The sequence below is a fragment of the Streptococcus sp. GMD6S genome, from assembly GCF_000297015.1.
In genome coordinates this window covers 52,294-71,329 of the sequence record NZ_AJRH01000007.1, presented here as the reverse complement: position 1 = coordinate 71,329, position 19,036 = coordinate 52,294, and the positions used below count along the sequence as shown (strand labels likewise).

The 19,036-nt window shown below is 40.6% G+C and carries 20 protein-coding genes and 1 riboswitch; of the genes, 9 read left to right on the top strand and 11 right to left on the bottom strand.

What is annotated here, in order from left to right; translation table 11 throughout:
* From GMD6S_RS02195 to GMD6S_RS12685, 9 genes are all read left to right on the top strand, one after another.
* Positions 1-501, top strand: a 501-nt coding sequence (locus tag GMD6S_RS02195; RefSeq protein WP_000374994.1) for a conjugal transfer protein, incomplete at its 5' end; no start/stop codon positions are given.
* A gap of 11 nt (positions 502-512) precedes the next feature.
* Positions 513-737, top strand: a complete 225-nt coding sequence (locus tag GMD6S_RS02190) for a TcpD family membrane protein (protein WP_001091060.1) — start codon at positions 513-515, stop codon at positions 735-737.
* 2 nt (positions 738-739) lie between these two features.
* Positions 740-1,150 carry a conjugal transfer protein gene (locus tag GMD6S_RS02185; RefSeq protein WP_000650966.1) on the top strand — a complete coding sequence of 137 codons (411 nt, stop codon included), beginning with the start codon at positions 740-742 and terminating at the stop codon, positions 1,148-1,150.
* Between the two features lie 12 nt (positions 1,151-1,162).
* Complete coding sequence (locus tag GMD6S_RS02180; RefSeq protein ID WP_000059963.1) at positions 1,163-3,667, top strand: ATP-binding protein; 2,505 nt, start codon at positions 1,163-1,165, stop codon at positions 3,665-3,667.
* A gap of 11 nt (positions 3,668-3,678) precedes the next feature.
* Positions 3,679-5,565 (top strand): hypothetical protein, encoded by a 1,887-nt coding sequence (locus GMD6S_RS02175; RefSeq protein ID WP_001154553.1) that lies wholly within the window; start codon positions 3,679-3,681, stop codon positions 5,563-5,565.
* Complete coding sequence (locus GMD6S_RS02170; RefSeq protein WP_001092959.1) at positions 5,543-5,767, top strand: hypothetical protein; 225 nt, start codon at positions 5,543-5,545, stop codon at positions 5,765-5,767. Before GMD6S_RS02175 ends, GMD6S_RS02170 begins: the two co-directional genes overlap by 23 nt.
* A gap of 14 nt (positions 5,768-5,781) precedes the next feature.
* Positions 5,782-6,894, top strand: a complete 1,113-nt coding sequence (locus GMD6S_RS02165; RefSeq protein ID WP_000721540.1) for a CHAP domain-containing protein — start codon at positions 5,782-5,784, stop codon at positions 6,892-6,894.
* Between the two features lie 12 nt (positions 6,895-6,906).
* Positions 6,907-7,179, top strand: a complete 273-nt coding sequence (locus tag GMD6S_RS02160) for a helix-turn-helix domain-containing protein (protein ID WP_000960974.1) — start codon at positions 6,907-6,909, stop codon at positions 7,177-7,179.
* 9 nt (positions 7,180-7,188) lie between these two features.
* The gene (locus tag GMD6S_RS12685; protein WP_000512969.1) at positions 7,189-8,406 is read left to right on the top strand and encodes a tyrosine-type recombinase/integrase; all 1,218 of its coding nucleotides are present in this window, start codon (positions 7,189-7,191) and stop codon (positions 8,404-8,406) included.
* Between the two features lie 109 nt (positions 8,407-8,515).
* Here GMD6S_RS12685 and rpsI read toward each other — a convergent pair whose 3' ends face one another.
* The 11 genes from rpsI to GMD6S_RS02100 form a co-directional block, all read right to left on the bottom strand.
* Positions 8,516-8,908, bottom strand: a complete 393-nt coding sequence (rpsI, locus tag GMD6S_RS02150; RefSeq protein ID WP_000075973.1) for a 30S ribosomal protein S9 — start codon at positions 8,906-8,908, stop codon at positions 8,516-8,518.
* 18 nt (positions 8,909-8,926) lie between these two features.
* Positions 8,927-9,373: a 50S ribosomal protein L13 gene (gene rplM, locus GMD6S_RS02145; RefSeq protein WP_001044624.1), complete on the bottom strand. Its 447-nt coding sequence runs from the start codon at positions 9,371-9,373 to the stop codon at positions 8,927-8,929.
* 210 nt (positions 9,374-9,583) lie between these two features.
* Positions 9,584-10,783, bottom strand: coding sequence for an ABC transporter permease (locus tag GMD6S_RS02140; protein WP_001245393.1), 1,200 nt, complete (start codon positions 10,781-10,783; stop codon positions 9,584-9,586).
* Positions 10,780-11,673, bottom strand: a complete 894-nt coding sequence (locus GMD6S_RS02135) for an ABC transporter ATP-binding protein (protein ID WP_000895260.1) — start codon at positions 11,671-11,673, stop codon at positions 10,780-10,782. Before GMD6S_RS02135 ends, GMD6S_RS02140 begins: the two co-directional genes overlap by 4 nt.
* A 250-nt stretch (positions 11,674-11,923) precedes the next feature.
* Complete coding sequence (pheT, locus tag GMD6S_RS02130) at positions 11,924-14,329, bottom strand: phenylalanine--tRNA ligase subunit beta (RefSeq protein ID WP_000961535.1); 2,406 nt, start codon at positions 14,327-14,329, stop codon at positions 11,924-11,926.
* 76 nt (positions 14,330-14,405) lie between these two features.
* On the bottom strand, positions 14,406-14,915 hold the full coding sequence (locus GMD6S_RS02125) for a GNAT family N-acetyltransferase (protein WP_000619930.1): 510 nt from the start codon (positions 14,913-14,915) through the stop codon (positions 14,406-14,408).
* A complete protein-coding gene (pheS, locus tag GMD6S_RS02120; RefSeq protein WP_008289063.1) occupies positions 14,915-15,961 on the bottom strand; it encodes a phenylalanine--tRNA ligase subunit alpha in 1,047 nt (348 codons plus the stop codon). The genes GMD6S_RS02125 and pheS overlap by 1 nt, the downstream gene beginning before the upstream one ends.
* A 311-nt stretch (positions 15,962-16,272) precedes the next feature.
* A complete protein-coding gene (locus GMD6S_RS02115; RefSeq protein WP_000867350.1) occupies positions 16,273-16,692 on the bottom strand; it encodes a hypothetical protein in 420 nt (139 codons plus the stop codon).
* A 27-nt stretch (positions 16,693-16,719) separates the two neighbouring features.
* Complete coding sequence (locus GMD6S_RS02110; RefSeq protein ID WP_009013718.1) at positions 16,720-17,370, bottom strand: phosphatase PAP2 family protein; 651 nt, start codon at positions 17,368-17,370, stop codon at positions 16,720-16,722.
* Positions 17,360-17,923, bottom strand: a complete 564-nt coding sequence (locus GMD6S_RS02105) for an ECF transporter S component (RefSeq protein ID WP_000185840.1) — start codon at positions 17,921-17,923, stop codon at positions 17,360-17,362. The genes GMD6S_RS02110 and GMD6S_RS02105 overlap by 11 nt, the downstream gene beginning before the upstream one ends.
* A gap of 153 nt (positions 17,924-18,076) precedes the next feature.
* Positions 18,077-18,295: riboswitch (FMN riboswitch) on the bottom strand.
* A 40-nt stretch (positions 18,296-18,335) separates the two neighbouring features.
* Complete coding sequence (locus tag GMD6S_RS02100) at positions 18,336-18,839, bottom strand: tRNA (cytidine(34)-2'-O)-methyltransferase (RefSeq protein ID WP_000181370.1); 504 nt, start codon at positions 18,837-18,839, stop codon at positions 18,336-18,338.
* Positions 18,840-19,036: the final 197 nt, after the last annotated feature.

Genomic DNA, 19,036 nt, shown 5'->3' with positions numbered 1-19,036 from the left:
GAATGGATCAAAAAGGACAACAACACCGAGAAAAAGGAAATCACAACAGGATTTAATATTCCTTTTGAAGAAGTTAATGGTAAATATCGTATCGCTGGTCTACCTTGGTTCTCAAGTCTTGACTCCTCACAAGCAATTCCATCTTCAAAAAACGAGCAATTGACCCTGTCAGCAACTGATCGTCTATCGGAGGATGAACACAAGAAAGTAGATAAGTTTTTAACTGTCTTTTTCACCAACTACACTACAAATCAAGACAATCTGAATTTGATTGCTAAAGATATTTCTGTAGTCGCAAATACTACCTTTAAAAGTATTGACTACACCTATCTAAAAGAAGATGGAGAAAAGCTCATCGCAACTGTTCAAGTTACTTTTGAAGTAGGGGCTTCAACTCATTCAGAGAATTTCACTCTCACTCTTACTCAAAATAACGGGACATACTTTGTAGATGAGTTAGCCCACACCATCCCTATTAACTACGCAAAACAAGAAAAATAAAGGAGAACAACATGAACACAGAAAATCTACGAGCCTTCCTACAAGGAGATGCTGTTTGGGTACTAGGAGCAATTGCAGTCCTACTTGCAGTTAAAGCTTGGCGCAATAGCTCTTGGATCCAGCTTTTTTCAGTAGTTTGTTTTTATGCTGTCATTGTCTCACTCACAAAAGGACAAGACATTCTAAAAGCTTTTGGCTGGTTCCTTCGTCTCTTTGGGATTGAAACAGGACTCTAACTATGAAAGATGAAAAACTGTATGATTACGCCAAGGGGCTTAACGCCCCTTATTGGATTCAAGAGATAAAAACTAAAAAAGGCACTCGCATTTGGTACTTTGCTACTCCCATGCAACTGTCTTTTTTTATAGTCTTTATTATTGTCTTGGTGGCTATGCTCTTAGCCGGTGGTTTTATCCTTGTTCCTCTAGCTAAAGCCACCCACTCGATTTCATTAATTCTCTACTGGTTTATCCCTTATAAGCTAGCAAAATTTTATACAGAATACGAACCACATGGAAAGAAAATGCATCTTTTTCTAGCAGATTACCTAATCTACTGTTGGGATTTTAAACTCAATAAAAAAGCAATCTACCATGAAGATCGTATTGAACCGGTTGAAGAAATCGTCTTTGAGAAAACAAACCTTTAGAAGGGAGGAACTATGTCTCTAACACTAACTTATCCCATTCTACAAACTCATGACAATCTTGTCTTGAAACGGGATCGGTCAGTAATGGCCTACTACCGTATTCCGAATACCCCAATTACCATAACGGATGACGGACGGAAAAATAAGCACAAATTAACCGTTGCACAAATGATGAAGAAACTTCTAAAAAATCAATATTTTGAGGTTTCCCTCATTCCTAAGGATTATCTTCTAGAGGAAAAATTAAAGGACTTCTCAGAAGCGCTAGCGGATGATAGTAGAGAGCTCGGTGAAGAACTCCTCCTCTACACCGTTGACCATTTAACAAATGAAATGGAAATCCCTTATCAATTTGATTGGGTTATTGGAGTTAACCTAAGAAAACAAAATCATGGGCAAACAATCAAAGAATTAGCCCTTGAAAGCCTAACTGATTTTTCCGAAAAAATCGCTCAGGGGTTTGGCTACGAATATGAACTCGCTGAAAACTGGTATGAGGACTACTGTGCAGATGAGTTTACCATTTACCAAGCCCTCGCTCCCTTACGAGCAAAAGCCTTATCGGATGAGGAATTGTTCTACTACCAACGGATGCAATATCTCCGCTATATTCCCCACTACAAAAAGGAAGTCCTCGCCAATCGTTCCCAATTTAACATCACGGATACTCTAATCAAAGTTACCAAGGGTGGCTTTTTAAAACTAGAAAGTCCTTATGGTTCTTCTTTTGTTACCATTCTTCCTGTTGGAAAATTTCCTATTCAGTTTAACGGCTTTCATCTAGGAGAATTTGTCCAACGGCTTAACTTCCCAGTTGAATTGCGTATTAAGGCAGAATTTATTGATAACAATAAAATCAAAGGGAAAATGGGACGATCCAATACCCGCTATCGCAATATTATGGAAGAGGCAGAAAATACTGATACTGTCCAACAAGATGAAATCATCATGGGGTCACTTTCTCTAAAAGACTTAATGAAGAAGGTAGGAAATAAGGAAAATATCATCGAATATGGAGCTTATCTTATTGTATCTGCCTCCAGTATTGAACAACTACGACAACGTAGACAAGTAGTTCTCAATTACTTTGATGATATGGGCGTTGAAATCAGTGAAGCTAGCCAAGATGCACCCTACCTTTTTCAAGCCCTCCTCTATGGTCAGCATCTTCAAAAGAAAACGAGAACTTGGACTCATATGGTAACTCCTCGTGGTTTCTCAGAACTGATGCCCTTTACCAATAGCTCTTCAGGAAATCGGATTGGCTGGTATATCGGACGAGTAGACAACTGGACAGGGCGTTGGGATTCGATTGAAAAAGCTATCGAATCCTCCAAAAACATTGTTCTATATAATGCCACTGTCGGAAACAAAGAAGATATCGCTGGTAAAATCACTAAAAACCCACACATCATTATCACAGGTGCTACTGGACAAGGAAAATCCTTTTTGGCTCAGATTATTTTCTTGAGCGTTGCCCTGCAAAATGTCAAAACCCTCTACATTGACCCGAAACGAGAACTCAGAAATCACTACCAACAAGTGATTCACTCGCCTGAATTTGCTAGGCTCTACCCTGAACGTAAGAAACAGATTGAAGCATTTAACTTTGTCACTCTTGATAGCTCGCTACCATCTAACCACGGGGTTTTGGATCCCATCGTTGTTCTTGAGAAAGAACAGGCAGTCGAAGTCGCAAAAAATATGTTGGAATTTCTCCTGCAAGCTGTAGATGATGTTACCATGGATCAAAAGACAGCCATTACAGAGGCTATAAACATCATTGCAGAGAAAAGAGAGCAAGGTCAAGCTGTTGGATTTAAACAGGTCTTAGAACACCTGAAAATGGACGAGAAGGATGATATTGCTTCTGTGGGACGTTATCTAACTTCTATTGTCACGAATTCCATCTTGGAACTTGCCTTTTCAGATGGAACCACTCAAGGACTCAACTACGATTCCCGAGTCACCATTCTAGAAGTTAACAACCTTAAACTACCTAAAGATAATTCCACAAAGATTTCCGACCACGAAAGAAATTCTATTGCTCTCATGTTTGCGCTTGGTGCCTTTTGTACCCATTTTGGAGAGCGCAATGAAAATGAGGATACCATCGAATTTTTCGATGAAGCATGGATTCTGATGAAATCCGCAGAAGGAAAAGCCGTTATAAAAAACATGAGACGTATTGGGCGTTCAAAAAACAATACCCTTGCACTCATTACTCAATCTGTACATGATGCTGAAAATGACGATGACACGACGGGCTTTGGAACCATATTTGCTTTTTACGAAAAGTCAGAAAGAGAAGATATTCTTCATCACGTCAACCTAGAAGTCAACGAACAAAACCTAGAATGGATTGATAATATGATTTCAGGGCAATGTCTCTACTATGACGTCTATGGCAACCTGAACATGGTTTCTGTTCACAATCTTTTTGAAGATATTGACATGCTACTAAAACCTATGAAAGCAACAGTTTCTTCAAGTCTTGAAAATAAATACGCTAGTTAGGAGGTGAAACCATGCAAGAAGCTTTTGAGAAATTAAAAGGCGTTGATATTTTTTCGCTCAAGTCCTATATGGAGCCAACTGGGTTCGGTTCCTTTAACGGTGCATGGGTAATGATTAATGAAATCTTCGTCAATTTTTTCTTTTTCCTGCTCAATGCCATTGTCGGTTTCTTCTCTCTTCTCATTCGTATCTTAGAACAAGTGGATCTCTACTCCGCCTACAAGACCTATGTCTTTAACGGTGCAAGTTCTATCTGGGAGGGATTCACGACTTCAACCACTAACGGAGTTGGAAAAGATTCCCTCATTTCAATGTCCTTACTTATTCTTGGGATTTATCTATTTTATCAATACTTCTTTTCTAAAGGGAGTTTCTCAAGAACGGTACTTCATGTCTGTTTAGTAATTCTCTTAGGATTTAGCTACTTTGGAACAATCGCAGGAACTTCAGGCGGACTTTATCTGCTTGATACCATCCACAATGTTTCAAAAGATGTCTCCTCAAAAATTTCCAAAATTGAAGTCAACTATGATAAAAATAAGTCAATCAAAATTGGCGATTCAATGGCTGATAGCTATATTGCTGAAACTTCCTATAAAGCCTATATCTTTGTAAACACTGGTCAAGAAAACGGCAAATACAGGAATAGTCAAGATGGAAAAGAAGAGGAATTTGATAATAGTAAAGTATTAGGTACTTCTGATTCAAACGGAAACTTTACAGCAGTAAAAGCGAAAGAGCGCTCTGACTATCTAGATAAAATCGGAAATGGTGCTAATGAAGATGGCGAAAAGAACCGCTGGGTTTCTGCGATGCCTGACTTCATCTTTATTCGTATGTTTTATATCATCTTTAAAATTGTAGAAGCCATTGTTTTAGCTATCCCAGTTATATTGATTCAAATTCTAAATATCCTTGCTCAAGTTCTAGTTCTCATGATGATTTTATTATTCCCAATTGCTCTTCTTGTTTCCTTTATTCCTCGGATGCAGGATTTGATTTTTGGGGTTCTTAAAGTCATGTTTTCGGGCTTAGCTTTTCCAGCAATTACTAGCCTCTTAACACTATTCATCTTTTACATTGAACAATTAGTTGAAAACTTGGTAACGTCTGGCTTCGATGATATTTTGAAGACTCTCCCTTCTCTCCTACTTTTTGGACTCGTCTTTAAACTCTTAGTTTCTGTTGCTTCTAAAGCCATGATTTTTTTCCTCCTTTGGAAATACAAGGCAGAAATTATTCAGTTTGTTCTTGGTTCTAAAGCTCGTATGGTAGCAAATGATATCGGAAACAAGGTCACAGAAACGGTTAGCCAAACAAAGGAATTAGCTTCACAAGTACCAACTAAGGCTCTTTCATCTGCTCAAGGACTAGGTAATTTTGTCCTTTCTAGTGCTGGATACGGAGTTGGGGCAGTCATGAATGCAAGGAGCCAATTCCAACAAGTTGGGTCATTCTTTACTAGCAAGCAACCAGATGAGGAAGAGCATTTACCACCCATAGAAACAGAGCAAGTACAAGAAGATGGGGCTAAATTATATCCTAGGGTTCAGCATAGCACGAAACAACAAGGAAAAACACTTTCGTCTAACTTTGCACCAATTTCGCAACCAAACAATGAAAAAGTCACCCCAGAAGAAGAATTTGAAACTCTCAAGGAAGAATGGATTTCTCCTATCAAGCAATACCGTATCAATCGTATAGAGGCAAAACTAGAAGATTACAAAGATCCTCAATCCATGTTTAAAGCGCAAGGTTCAAACGCCTTTACCCGTGCATACAGAAAAACTATGACAAGGGATGATAAAATCAAGGCTAATATTGAACGCAGAAACAGACTAACCGAGAGACTAAACCAATTACGAGGAGAAGCAAATGAACACAAAAATTCGTTCTAAAACCTCATTCCCAAGAGTTCTAGAAGATACACTCTATCAAGCCTATCAAGAAGGAAAACGCTCAGTCGATTTCCTTCTTTTATTTCCAGTAAAGGATACTGAAAGAGAAATGATTATCTCCCAAGTAAAAGCACATACAATTGTCTTAGATGCCAAATGGCGTTTTGGAACAGTACTCTTTACTGCCTATATTCGTTATTAAGAAGAGGAGGGTTTATGAAAAAAATCAAATGGTTTCTCATCCTTGGTCTCCTCCCTCTACTCATGCCGATTCTTGTTATTCTCATTCTTGCCTCTGCCATGGCTGGGGGATCCATTGGTGGAAATTCCAACATTCAAAATGGAGTTACCTATTCTGAACACTGGTCAGACGGGGACGCCTACACACATAATCTATTAGTTCATCGTTACGGAATCAAGGCTTCGCAATTAGATGGATTCCTAAAAACTCTAGGAATCAACTATGATTCAAGTCGCATCAATGGGACAAAATTGCTAGAGTGGGAAGCCAAGTCAAATCTAGATGTTCGAGCGATACTTGCGATCGCATTGAATGAAAGTTCACTAGGAACTGCTGGGGTTGCGACAAATCCAGGAGCCAATATGTTTGGATATGGAGCTTTTGACTCCAATCCTGAAAATGCCAATAACTTCAATGATGAGGTTGCCGTAGTCGCTCTTACCCAACAAACTATCATTGGCAATAAAAATCAAACCTTCAAAATCCAAGACGACAAGGCAAAGAAGTTAGCTTCTGGCACTTTGAATACTGCCGTTGATGGAGGGGTCTACTTTACAGATACTTCTGGTTCAGGAAAAAGAAGAGCTGAAACCATGCAAAAACTGGATACTTACATTGATGAAAACGGAGGAACCCCAGAAGCACCTAAACAAACTACAGGTAAAACAAGAGACGGTGGCGGTGTTACTTCAAGCGATGTTCCTGAAGGATATAGTCTTACCCAAGCTATTGATACTACTAACTATATTGCAAGCTCTTATCCATGGGGGCAATGTACTTGGTTTGTCTATAACCGTGGAAAAGAAGTTGGTGTCAGCTTTGACCCTTATATGGGGAATGGTAATCAATGGATGGAAAAACCAGGTTATACAACTACAAATACACCAACCGAACACTCTGCCTTATCCTTCTCATCGAGTCAAGCTGGCGCTGACCCAATATATGGACACGTAGCCTTTGTGGAACAAGTAAAATCAGACGGTTCCATTTTAATCTCTGAAAGTAACTATAAGGGGCTTGGGATTATATCTTATAGAACTTTTGATGCAGAGACAGCAAAACAGTTTACTTATGTAATTGGAAAATAGAAAGGAGAAAATATGTTAGTACAACTACCCGAAGAACAAACTCAAGAAATTCAGCAAATGATTGCAACACTAATCAAAGATGAAATCCATCACTTTAAAGAGGATATTGGAGTAGACAGCCCCTTCTTGAATAAAAAGCAGACTTGCAATTATTTAGGAATATCTAATAATACCTTAGATATTTGGATCGCAATGGGGCTACCCTATATTCGAATTGGAAAGTCTATTCGTTTCAACAAGGATAGTATAAATCAATGGATGACACGATTAGAAATCAGCGCATAAGGAGAAAAAATGGGTATTTCTAAAACAAATAATGGATCATATAGACTTAGGGTGTATATACCTGATGAAGTCCAGGGAAAACTGGGGTTAGGAAGACGATATGAGAAACGGTTTAAAACCCGAAGAGAAGCTAAAGAAGCTGAAATAAAGTTAACTATTGATATTGAGAATGCTAGATTGGGTAGAGTCCCTGTTAATTCAAATAACAAAGGTAATATCTTATTCAAAGACTTTTATAAAGATATTTGGCTGGAACCATACAAAGCAGGTCAAACTACCACTACACTAAAACCTCCTACTAAGGCAACAGTATTTCAAACAGAAAATATATTTAGGCTTCATATCATTCCAATTTTAGGTAATTACTCAATAGAACATTTGATTAATAATAAACAACTTGTACTATCACTACTTACTCCAAAGGCAAATAGTTATGCTAATTTCAAGGTAATTAGGAGCTATGTAAATTCTGTTTTCGATTGGGCTGAGGAGCTTGAATATATTCCATCAAATAAACTCCGAAAAACAATTAGTAGAATTAAAGCAAATAAAAAAATTCTCCTTAAAGAGAGTAAACGTGAAGAAGATCTTTCTCTCGATAAAGAGGAGCTAAAATTATGGTTACAAGCTTTTGACACTGATTTAAAGGAAGGAATCATTGACCTAAAAGACTACACTCTCTTTTATACTACCTTCTTTTTATCTGACCGAAAATCAGAAAGTTATGCTTTGCAATGGAAACACATCAATTTTTCAACCGGAGAAATACTTATAGAACAAGCTTTAGATCGTTTTGGTAATGTAAAATCAACTAAAGGAAACAAAAAAACTCTTTTTAAAGCACCAACGGAATTAATGGAGCTTCTAGCAAATTGGAAAGTTAAACAACAAGAAGAACTCAAACTTTTTGGACTGAGGCAAACACAAAAACAGTTTGTTTTTACATATAATAATCGGACTAATAACATTAATCTTCCCCTCCATGTCGACTATCTGAACTATAGAATGAAATCAGTTAGACATAGACATCCCGAATTAGCTCCTGCATCTCCTCATAAATTGAGACACACAGGTGCCACTCTAGCAAAATTAGCTGGAGTTTCGCTTGAGGAAATTTCTGAAGCGCTAACCCATAGTGACAAGGAAATTACAAAGACCTACGTCAACACTAAAGATAAAGTTAATCAGACCGTAGGTGATATTGCATTTCGTAGCTTAAAAAATTGATGGGGTGAATATGGGGTGAATTTTGGGGTGAACTTTAGATTTTTGAAACAAAAAAGACATCCAAGAGAAAATTCTTGAATGTCTGTAAACGTTGATATAATCGTATTGATTAACGTTTTGAGAATTGTGATGCTTTACGAGCTTTCTTAAGACCTGGTTTCTTACGTTCAACTTTACGTGAGTCACGTGTAAGAAGTCCTGCGCGTTTCAATGAATCGCGGAAGTCTGGGTCTACTTGAAGAAGGGCACGAGCGATACCGTGACGGATAGCTCCTGATTGACCAGCGTATCCACCACCTACAACGTTAACGAAAACGTCGTATGAACCTACAGTTGAAGTAACTGCGAATGGTTGGTTGATAACAAGACGAAGGTCAGCGTGTGGGATGTACTCTTCAACATCTTTTTTGTTAACAGTGATTTTACCAGTTCCTGGAACAAGGCGAACGCGTGCAACAGCGTTTTTACGACGTCCAGTACCTGCATATTGTGCTTGTGACATACTTTATTGTTCCTTTCCTTAGATAAGTCCTGAAATATCAAGAACTTCTGGTTGTTGTGCAGCGTGAGTGTGCTCAGCTCCAACGAATACTTTCAATTTCATACCTTGAGCGCGACCAAGAGTATTGTGTGGAAGCATACCTTTAACTGATTTTTCGATCAAACGTACTGCATTTTTAGAACGAAGTTCACCAGCAGAGATTTGTTTCAATCCACCTGGGTGGTTTGAGTGAGTGTAGTAGATCTTATCAGTTGCTTTTTTACCAGTCAATTTAACTTTTTCAGCATTGATAACGATTACGAAGTCACCTGTATCAGTGTGTGGTGTGAATGTTGGTTTGTTTTTTCCGCGAAGTACGCTAGCAACAACTGCTGAAAGGCGTCCAAGAGGTACATCAGTTGCGTCAACAACGTACCATTTGCGTTCTACTTGGCCTGGTTTAGCCATGAATGTAGTTTTGTTCATGATTTCTCCTATATGAATATCGTTTTTGTTTACAGGGCGGATGTTCCGGTCCGCGGGGTATTTGAAAGGTTCCGGGGCCTTACAAATGGGGTAAACAATACCGTCTACTATCATACCAAATTTCACTACTAAAAGTCAATAGATATGAAAAATATTTTTGCCGATTTCAGTGTTTAACATCTAGAAAAACCTCGCTTTTGCGAGGCTTTCCTATTTATAAGCTAAGGCACGTTTAAAGGTTTTCCAGATTCCCAAATCATCTGTTTGAAGGACTAGACTAGCATACATGCGTCCGATAAAGGCTGTTGCAGTGACTGCAAAAACAACCGTTATGGCAAGCGAAATCCAAGCTTCCAGACCACTGGCATACCCATTTATAGCTCTAAATGGCATAAAGAAGGTCGAGATGAAAGGAATATAGGAACCAATTTTCAGAACTAAATTGTCCCCAGCAACACCTAGAGAGGTCACACCGACAAATCCTGCTATAATCAAGATCATCAATGGCGACAAGGCCTTTCCTGAATCCTCAGGGCGAGAAACCATAGAGCCTAGGAAGGCTGCTAAAACAACGTACATAAAGAGACTAACCAAGACAAACAATAAGGTATTGAGCGAGAAGGCCTCTCCTAGATGATTTAAAATTCCAGATTGTGCCAAGATAGGGATATCTTTAAAGAGCAGAATAGCAGCCAGCCCACCCACGACGTAAATGCCAATATGAGTCAAAATCACAAGAAGCAGAGCCAGCATGCGAGCGTAGAAATAATGACTTGCTCGGATACTAGAGAAGACCACCTCCATGATTTTGGTTCCTTTCTCGCTAGCCACTTCCTGAGCAGTGACACTAGCATAGGTAATCAAAATCATATAAAGGAAGAAGCCAAGCCCTGCGGCAGCAATGGTTTGAACAATTTTTTTGTTTTCCTTAGATTCATCAATCTTCTCAGTAAAATCAACGGTTTGACTCAGACGTTTTTCCTGTTCTTGAGACAAATTGGCTGCCGAACGATTGAGTTGGTATTGCAGTTCGTTTAACTTATTGGTTACTGCTAGTTTGATGCCTGTTTCAAGAGAAGTTTCACCATGATAGACGGCCTTGAGGACACTGTCCTCTTGGTCAATGGTTAGGTAACCCTTGATTTTCTCATCCTTGATAGCAGCCTGGGCACTGGCTTCATCCTTATAATCAAAGTTGATACCATTGGTACCCTTGAGCCCTTCTTCCACAGATGGCACAGTTGTTACTACTGCTATCTTGCTATTCTTGGCCATAGAAGACCCTTGGAGAAAGCCGATTCCTACAGATAAGGCTAAAAAGAGGAACGGCGAAATCACCATAAAGAAGAAACTCCACGACTTGACATGTCGAAGATAGGTTTCCTTCATTACAACCCACATATTTCTCATACTTCCACCCCTGATTCTAGTTTAAAGATTTCATCGATTGTTGGAGCCTGTTGGTCAAAGGTCGCAATATATTGACCTTGAGTGAGGATGGGGAAGAGTTCCCTTCCAGCACTTTCATCATCTAGGATCAATTTCCAACTACCTTGCTTGGTCAAGCTCACCTGTTTGACGTGAGGAAGTTTTTCCAATTCTTCCTTGCTTTGTTCACTTGAAACAAAGAGACGTGTTTTCCCATATTGATTACGGACATCCTGAACTGGTCCATGCAAGACCACACGCCCGTCACGAATCATCAGAATATCATCGCAAAGTTCCTCAACGTTGGTCATGACATGGTCAGAAAAGATAATGATTGCACCGCGCTCTTTCTCTTTTAAGATGACCTGCTTGAGCAACTCAGTATTGACTGGATCCAAACCACTAAAAGGCTCATCCAAGATAATCAAGTCTGGCTCATGGATTAGGGTGATAATCAGCTGAATTTTCTGCTGATTCCCTTTGGAGAGGCTCTTGATTTTGTCGGTCAATTTGCCCTTCACTTCCAATTTTTCCATCCATTGAGGGAGTTTTTCCTTGACTTCCTTAGCATCCATACCTTTTAGAGTCGCCAGGTAGCGAACTTGCTCAAGGACTGTCAACTTGGGCATGAGACTGCGTTCCTCAGGCAGATAACCAATCCGTGCATAGGTTTCCTGACGAATCTCCTGCCCATCCAGACTGATCTCTCCTTGATACTCCAAAAATTTCAACATACTGTGGAAAATCGTTGTTTTCCCAGCACCATTCTTCCCGACCAAGCCCAGAATCCTTCCTGGACTTGCCTGAAAATCGACACCAAACAAGACTTGCTTGGGACCGAAACTTTTCTCTAGATTTCTTACTTCTAACATTTTCCACCTCCGAGATATGTTGCACTTATTATACTCCTTTTTGATAGCCTTTACAACGATTTATGTCCATTTTATCGGATTATAAATAGCAAAAGTATCCTATCTCTAATAAATTTAAGTGCTTCAGCGATAGCTTTAGTATAACTCATTAAAGACTTTCTGAGATGGCTTCCTCCTCAACTATCGCTTTTCTCTTCTGAACTGTCCTTTTGAAACTAAAAATCCACCCCGAGGGATGGATTTTAGACTATTAACGCACTTCTGCATTCACTTTTTCTTCGAGTGATGCTTGGATTTTTTCCATATAGCGTGCGACTTCTTCGTCTGTTAAGCTATCTTCTGGATTTTGGAAGGTCAAGCTATAGGCCATTGACTTCATGCCAACTCCCAGTTTTTCGCCTGAGAAGACGTCAAAGAGTTTGATATCTGTCAAACGTTTCACGCCTCCAGCTTGGATAGCGTCTACAACTTCTTGATGAGTGACTTCTGCCTTGAGGAGTAGAGCCATGTCACGACTGACTGCTGGGAATTTAGTGATTTCTACAAATGGAGCAGCTGGTTGAAGGGCAGCTTCGATGGCGGAAAGGTTGAGCTCAGCTACATACGTTTCTGGAATATCGTAGGCCTTGGCAGTGACTGGATGCACTTGGCCAAGGAAACCAAGAACTTGGTCGCCGAGTGAAATCACGGCTGTACGTCCTGGATGGAGACTTGCAATCTCAGCTGTTGCTGTATAAGTCACTTCTAGTCCCAAGCGAGTAAAGAGCGCTTCAAGGATTCCCTTAGCATAGAAGAAATCAACTGGAACTGCTGCCGTTTGGAAATCTTTTTCTGCAACCAAGCCTGTTAAGGCAAAGGCAAAACTGTTGATTTCGTTTGGTAATTCTTCTTTTGGATTGCCTGTTTGTTCAAAGACTTTTCCAATCTCGTAAAGGGCCAAGTTTTTGTTCTTACGCGCTACGTTGTAAGCAACTGTATCAAGGATACCTGAGACCATATTTTGGCGGAGGACAGAACGGTCCACTGTCATTGGCCACATGAGTTCTGTAAGGTTACTTGGTTGAGCTGTGAACTCAACTGCTTTTTCAGGCGTTGTCAGAGCGTAGGTAATGATTTCTGTCAAACCTGCTCCTTCAGCGATGGTACGAACTTGGCGACGCAATTTTTGTGTCGCAGTCAATTCGCCAGCTGTACCGTCATCTTTTGGAAGACTAGTTGGCAAGCGATCATAACCATAGATACGAGCGATTTCTTCAAAGAGGTCCGCTTCGATGGTGATATCCCAACGACGACGTGGAACGCTGACTGTAAAGCTTTCTGCATTGCCAGAAAGGCCAAAGCCAAGACGACGGAAGACATCTTCCACATCAGCATATGAAAGCTCCGTACCAAGGACGCGGTTAACGTCAGCCAGAGTCGAAGAAACTTCTACATCAGAAGTATCAAGCGCTCCTGCTGAAACGATGCCCTTACGCACCGTCGCACCTGCAAGATCAGCAATCATGCTCGCTGCCGCATCAAGGGCTTCGTTAACAGTTGCCACATTGATGCCTTTTTCAAAGCGAGAAGATGATTCAGAACGCAGATTGAGGCGTCCGCTAGTCTTGCGAATCGATTTGCCATTGAAAACAGCCGCTTCAAGGACAACACGACTAGAATTTTCAGAGATTTCTGTTGCTTGACCACCCATAACACCTGCAAGGGCTACTGGCTTGTCTGCGACAGTAATGACTAGGTCATTTGTTTCCAAGTCACGTTCTTCACCGTCCAAGGTCACTAATTTTTCACCAGCACGCGCTCCACGCACACGGATGTCAGTCCCTTCAAAGGTATCCAAGTCAAAGGCATGCATAGGCTGACCAAAGTAGAGCAGGATATAGTTGGTCACGTCTACAACGTTGTTGATAGGACGAATCCCTTCATTCATAAGAAGGTTTTGCAACCATTGTGGACTTGGTGCGATGGTCACATTGTCCAAGATACGGGCTGCATAGTAAGGCGCCTTGTCTGTTTCAATGCTGACAGAAAGGGCATCTGCTGCAGCTTCATTTGTTTCTATTAAACTGAATTCTTTAAAGTTGACTGCCTTGTCATAGATGGCTGCCACTTCGTACGCTACTCCACGCATAGATAGAGCGTCTGCACGGTTTGGTGTGATAGAAAGTTCGATGATTTCATCATCCAAGTCTAGGTAAGAAAAGACTTCGTCCCCAGGAACAGCATCTTGAGGCAAGATTTGAATACCATCTGCGAATTCCTTTGGTACAACTGAGTCAGAAATACCTAATTCACCAAGTGAACAGATCATTCCAAGTGACTCTAAGCCACGGATTTTCCCTTTTTTAATCTTGTAATTGTCAGCAATACGAGCTCCTGGAAGAGCCACCATAACCTTAATACCAGCACGCACATTCGGTGCACCACAAACGATTTGACGTGCTTCTTCTTCGCCAACGTTAACCTGACAAACATGGAGGTGAGTTTCTGGCACATCTTCGCAAGACAAGACCTCACCGACGACAATTTTTGAGAGACCAGCAGCAGGTGATTCCACACCTTCGACCTCAATCCCTGTAGTTGACATTTTTTCAGCCAACTCTTGTGATGGCACATCAATGTCCACCAATTCTTTTAACCATTTATAAGATACAAGCATAATTTAGTTCTCCAGAATGACAGTTGCCACTCTAGTTCTTTTCCTTTCCTATCATTTCAATAGAAGAATCCTCTTCTTACCTTAATTTCTTTTTCAGTAACCAATCTGTATCTACTTTTTGACCAACCATAAAACTATGTTGGCTAAATTTCTCAAAACCATATCGGTTATAAAACGCTTGAGCTTTTGTATTATGCTCCCAAACACCTAACCAAGCCCAGGAAAAACTATTTTTGGTAGCAAGTTCAAGAGCGAATTCAAACAGTTGCTTACCTAGTCCAAATCCTTGGAATTTTTGTAGCACATAGAGGCGTTGAATTTCAAAAGCATCCTCTAATTTTCTCTCAGTCTGAGCACTTCCCCAGTTGACTTTGAGAAAACCAGCTATCTCCTCTTCATGCATAATGAAATAGGTTTCGGAATCTGGATTTTCCAACTCAGTTGACAAAACTCTGAGACTATAAGTCTTTTCAAAGTATTCCTGTAACTGCTCTTCCGTATTATCATGAGCAAATGTTTCACGAAAGGTTTGTTTGGCAATTTTGGACAACGCCCCAATATCTGCCTTTTCTACTTTTCTAATCATTATTTAAACTGTTCTGAGAAGCGGACATCGCCTTGGTAGAACCCACGGATATCATTGATTCCGTAGCGGAGCATAGCGACACGCTCTTGTCCAAGACCAAAGGCAAATCCAGAATAAACAGTCGCATCGATTCCACTCATTTCAAGGACACGTGGGTGAACCATACCGGCCCCCATAATCTCAATCCAACCTGTTTTCTTACATACGTTACAGCCTTCTCCACCACACTTGAAGCAGGAAACATCCACCTCAACAGATGGCTCTGTGAATGGGAAATAAGATGGACGCAAACGGATCTGACGTTCTTCACCGAACATCTTTTGGACGATCAACTGAAGCGTTCCTTGAAGGTCTGCCATAGAGATGTTTTTCCCAACAACCAAGCCTTCGATTTGGTGGAACTGGTGACTATGGGTTGCATCGTCCGTATCACGACGGAACACACGTCCTGGTGAGATCATCTTCAAAGGACCTTTTGAAAAATCATGAGCATCCATAGCACGCGCCTGAACTGGTGACGTGTGAGTACGGAGTAAGATTTCTTCTGTGATGTAGAAAGTATCCTGCATATCGCGAGCTGGGTGATCTTTTGGAAGGTTCATACGCTCGAAGTTGTAGTAGTCTTGCTCTACTTCAAAACCATCCACGACTTGGTAACCCATCCCAATGAAAATATCTTCGATTTCTTCACTGGTTTGTGTCAAAACGTGACGGTGACCAGTCGCAACTGGGCGACCTGGAAGTGTTACATCGATGCTCTCACTTGCTAGTTGAGCTTCTACTTTCTTTTCTTCCAAGAGCTTAGCTGTTTCTTCAAAAGCCGCTGTCAAAACATCACGCGCTTCATTAACGTGTTTCCCGATGATTGGACGCATCTCAGCAGAGACATCCTTCATCCCTTTGAGGATTTCCGTAAGGGAACCTTTTTTACCAAGGACAGAGACACGCAAGTCTTGCATCTCTTTTTCATTTTCAGCAGTAATCTGCTTCAAGCTAGCCAGCGTTTCTTCGCGAAGCGCTTTTAATTGTTCTTCAATAGTTGACATAATTCCTCCATCAGTCTCTCGTAGATAAAAAGAAAACCACATGCCAAAAACTCCACTCGGAGCGTTGACACGCGGTACCATCCGTTTTCATCTGACAAGTCAGACCTTCATTTCTAAATCCATGCGCAAGTGAATTCACCCAGCTTTCATATAGAGAGCTTGCAGTCACGGCTCTCCTCCCTGATATACTTCCCTTGAGTTACTAGTCTTGCGGATTCCTATTCAATTACTACTTAGTTTATCAGATTTTTAGTTAAAAAACAAGTTAGATTAGACTAATTTCAATATAAAAAGGAACAAGACACAATGCATTACCTATTTGTAGGATCTGTTTCACCTGCTTTCCTTTTCAATAAAAGAGTTGCTGCTTGATTAAAACCATCACACCAGTTATACCATTTTGCTTCATACTCATCTTGAGATACGATATGATTTTTTAAATCCAGAACAGAGTAAATCTTTCTTTCCTCACAAGCTTGCGCATAGAGATAATACAGTTCATCGCCACCATCTCTATCCCACTCAGCAGAAATCGTATCCCTACCTGCCAATAAAGCCTGATAAGCCCTGTGATGCCCGTCTGTAATCAACAAGCAGTCTCCGAATGCAAGAACACTGATTGGAGCAACATTGATTATTTCTACCGACTGATAAAGCATCTGGATATCTTGTAACTTCTTTTCTGATAAGTATAGTTGAGTCGGATGGAGATCTGTTATATTGACTTTCATTTCTTTTTCCTCAAAGGAATTTGATGCTCACTTCTGCTTGCCTTTAAATCGCCATTGGAAGCGAAGCTTGTCATAGAAAGGAAATTCGATAAACAAGACTCCCAAGCCCACACAGAAACTGGCAAGAACATCTGATGGATAGTGAACTCCCAGATAGACCCGAGATAGCAGCACACTGACTAGGTAGACCCCAAGGACGATTTGCACAATTTTTCTCAAAACCGGATCTTTAATCCGTTGACTGAGAATGACAATCAAAGTCCCTACCATCAGCGTCACTGCCAGAGAATGCCCGCTTGGGAAGGAAAATCCCTTCTCCTCTACCAAGTGTAAGATAGCTGGTCGTGGGCGCTGGTAAATATTTTTAAAGGTCACAATCAAAAGACCGGCTAAGGCTAGATTGCCCGCCATGAAGTAGCTTTCTATCTTCCACTGCTTACGATAAAAGATAAAGGCTGCGATGGCAACCCAGGTAATGATTACTGGGATATCAATCAAATGCGTAAGGGCACGGAACAGAACCGTTAAATAATCTGGCAAGTCCCCACGAAGGGCAGTCTGAAGCGGTTGATCAAAACCGACCAGCGTTTCAGGATAGAACTTAACCATATAGCCAAGAAGGACGAAAAGTAAAAGGGCAAAACTGCCCTTCATTAAAAATGTTTGTTTATCTCTCATAATGTTTTAAGGTTGGTTTCAAGAGGACGTATAACAACCAGAATGAAACGGCAAAGATTAAACCTTCAATCAGGTTAAAAGGTAAAACCATGGTCATCAAGTAGTTAGAAAGTCCTATAATTTCTCTAATATCAAAGTTGGCAAACTGCGCGTATAAAGGAACCGCATAGACATAGTTGAGAACCAACATGGCAGCAGTCAATCCAATAGTTCCCGCCAGAGATGCCAGTAGGAAACGAAGGGTGCTGCGTTCCTTTTTCCAAATCAAACCAAAGACGATAACAAAAACTCCCAAGGCTACGATATTCATTGGCAAGCCAATGTAGGTATTCACTCCTTGGCTATTCAGAAGCAACTTCAAGAGTGAGCGAAGCAAGAGAATGCCTAAAGCAGCTGGCAAATCCATCACCACCAAACCCAAAAGGACTGGCAAGATACTAAACTCGATCTTGAGGAAGGTTGCCGCTGGCAAGAGCGGAAAGTCAAAGTACATCAGCACAAATGAAATGGCTGATAAAATCGCAATGGTCGAAAGTCGACGTGTGTTTGTCATAACAGGTTCCTCCAATTTTCTATAAAATCAGAAGAAGTTGGAAAGGATTCCTCTATCTATTCTCACTTTTTATATCCCAAAAGTTCCCTCTCACTCTGTTGAGCAAGCGGTTGCAATTCATCTATAAACTCATCAGAACAGACAAAGCCATTCTTTCGTCTTCTCCCATCCAGACTATACTGTCGGTTGTGGAATCGCACCACATCAGCTTGCGCTCGCGGACTTCTTTAACTAAGATTTTTTTGGATTAATCTAGGCGTCGCAGTCGAAGATAATACTTAAGTATATCGAGACAAGACAACGAAGAGTAAGCCAAAATAGCTAGTTAAAGTCACCGCCGGTCGGGAATCTCACCCAGCCCTGAAGACCCCTTTATCATAACAAAAAACGCTTGCAAGTGCAAGCATTTTGTTTATTTCAATTTATCCGCTTCATAGGTGTGAACGAGCTCTAAACCAGCAAAATTTTGTTGACGAAGAGCCTCATAGACAATCATGCAGACCGTATTAGACACATTGAGGCTACGGACATGTTCATCATTCATAGGAATACGGAGAGCCTTCTCTGGATGTTCACGCATAAAGTCCTCTGGCAAACCCTTATCCTCACGTCCGAAGAGAAAATACTGATCTTCACCGCTTGCCAAATTTGCCTCAGAATAGACCTTTTCTGCAAATTTCGAAATCAGGTAGACTTGCCCTTTCATCTGAGACATGAAATCTTCCAAACTGTCATAAAAATAAATCTCTAACTTATCCCAGTAGTCCAAACCAGCCCGCTTCATCTTGCGATCATCGATAGGAAAGCCCATAGGCTTGATGATGTGGAGGGGAGAATTGGTCGCAGCGCAAGTACGCGCAATGTTACCTGTATTTTGTGGAATCTGAGGTTCAAATAATACAATGTGATTTGTCATGACTGGCTTCCTTTTATCATTGCAAAAAAATAGCCACACTGCCCGGAGTCAAGCTCAGCAAACAGCGTGGTTAAGGCATCGTTAACTTACCTCACAACAGGTTTGAAGTAAATCAGCGAAACTACTTTCTTAGTATAACACTTTCAGAATCATTGTCAATAGAAATGACTTGATTTTTTTACTTTTTTTGATGATAT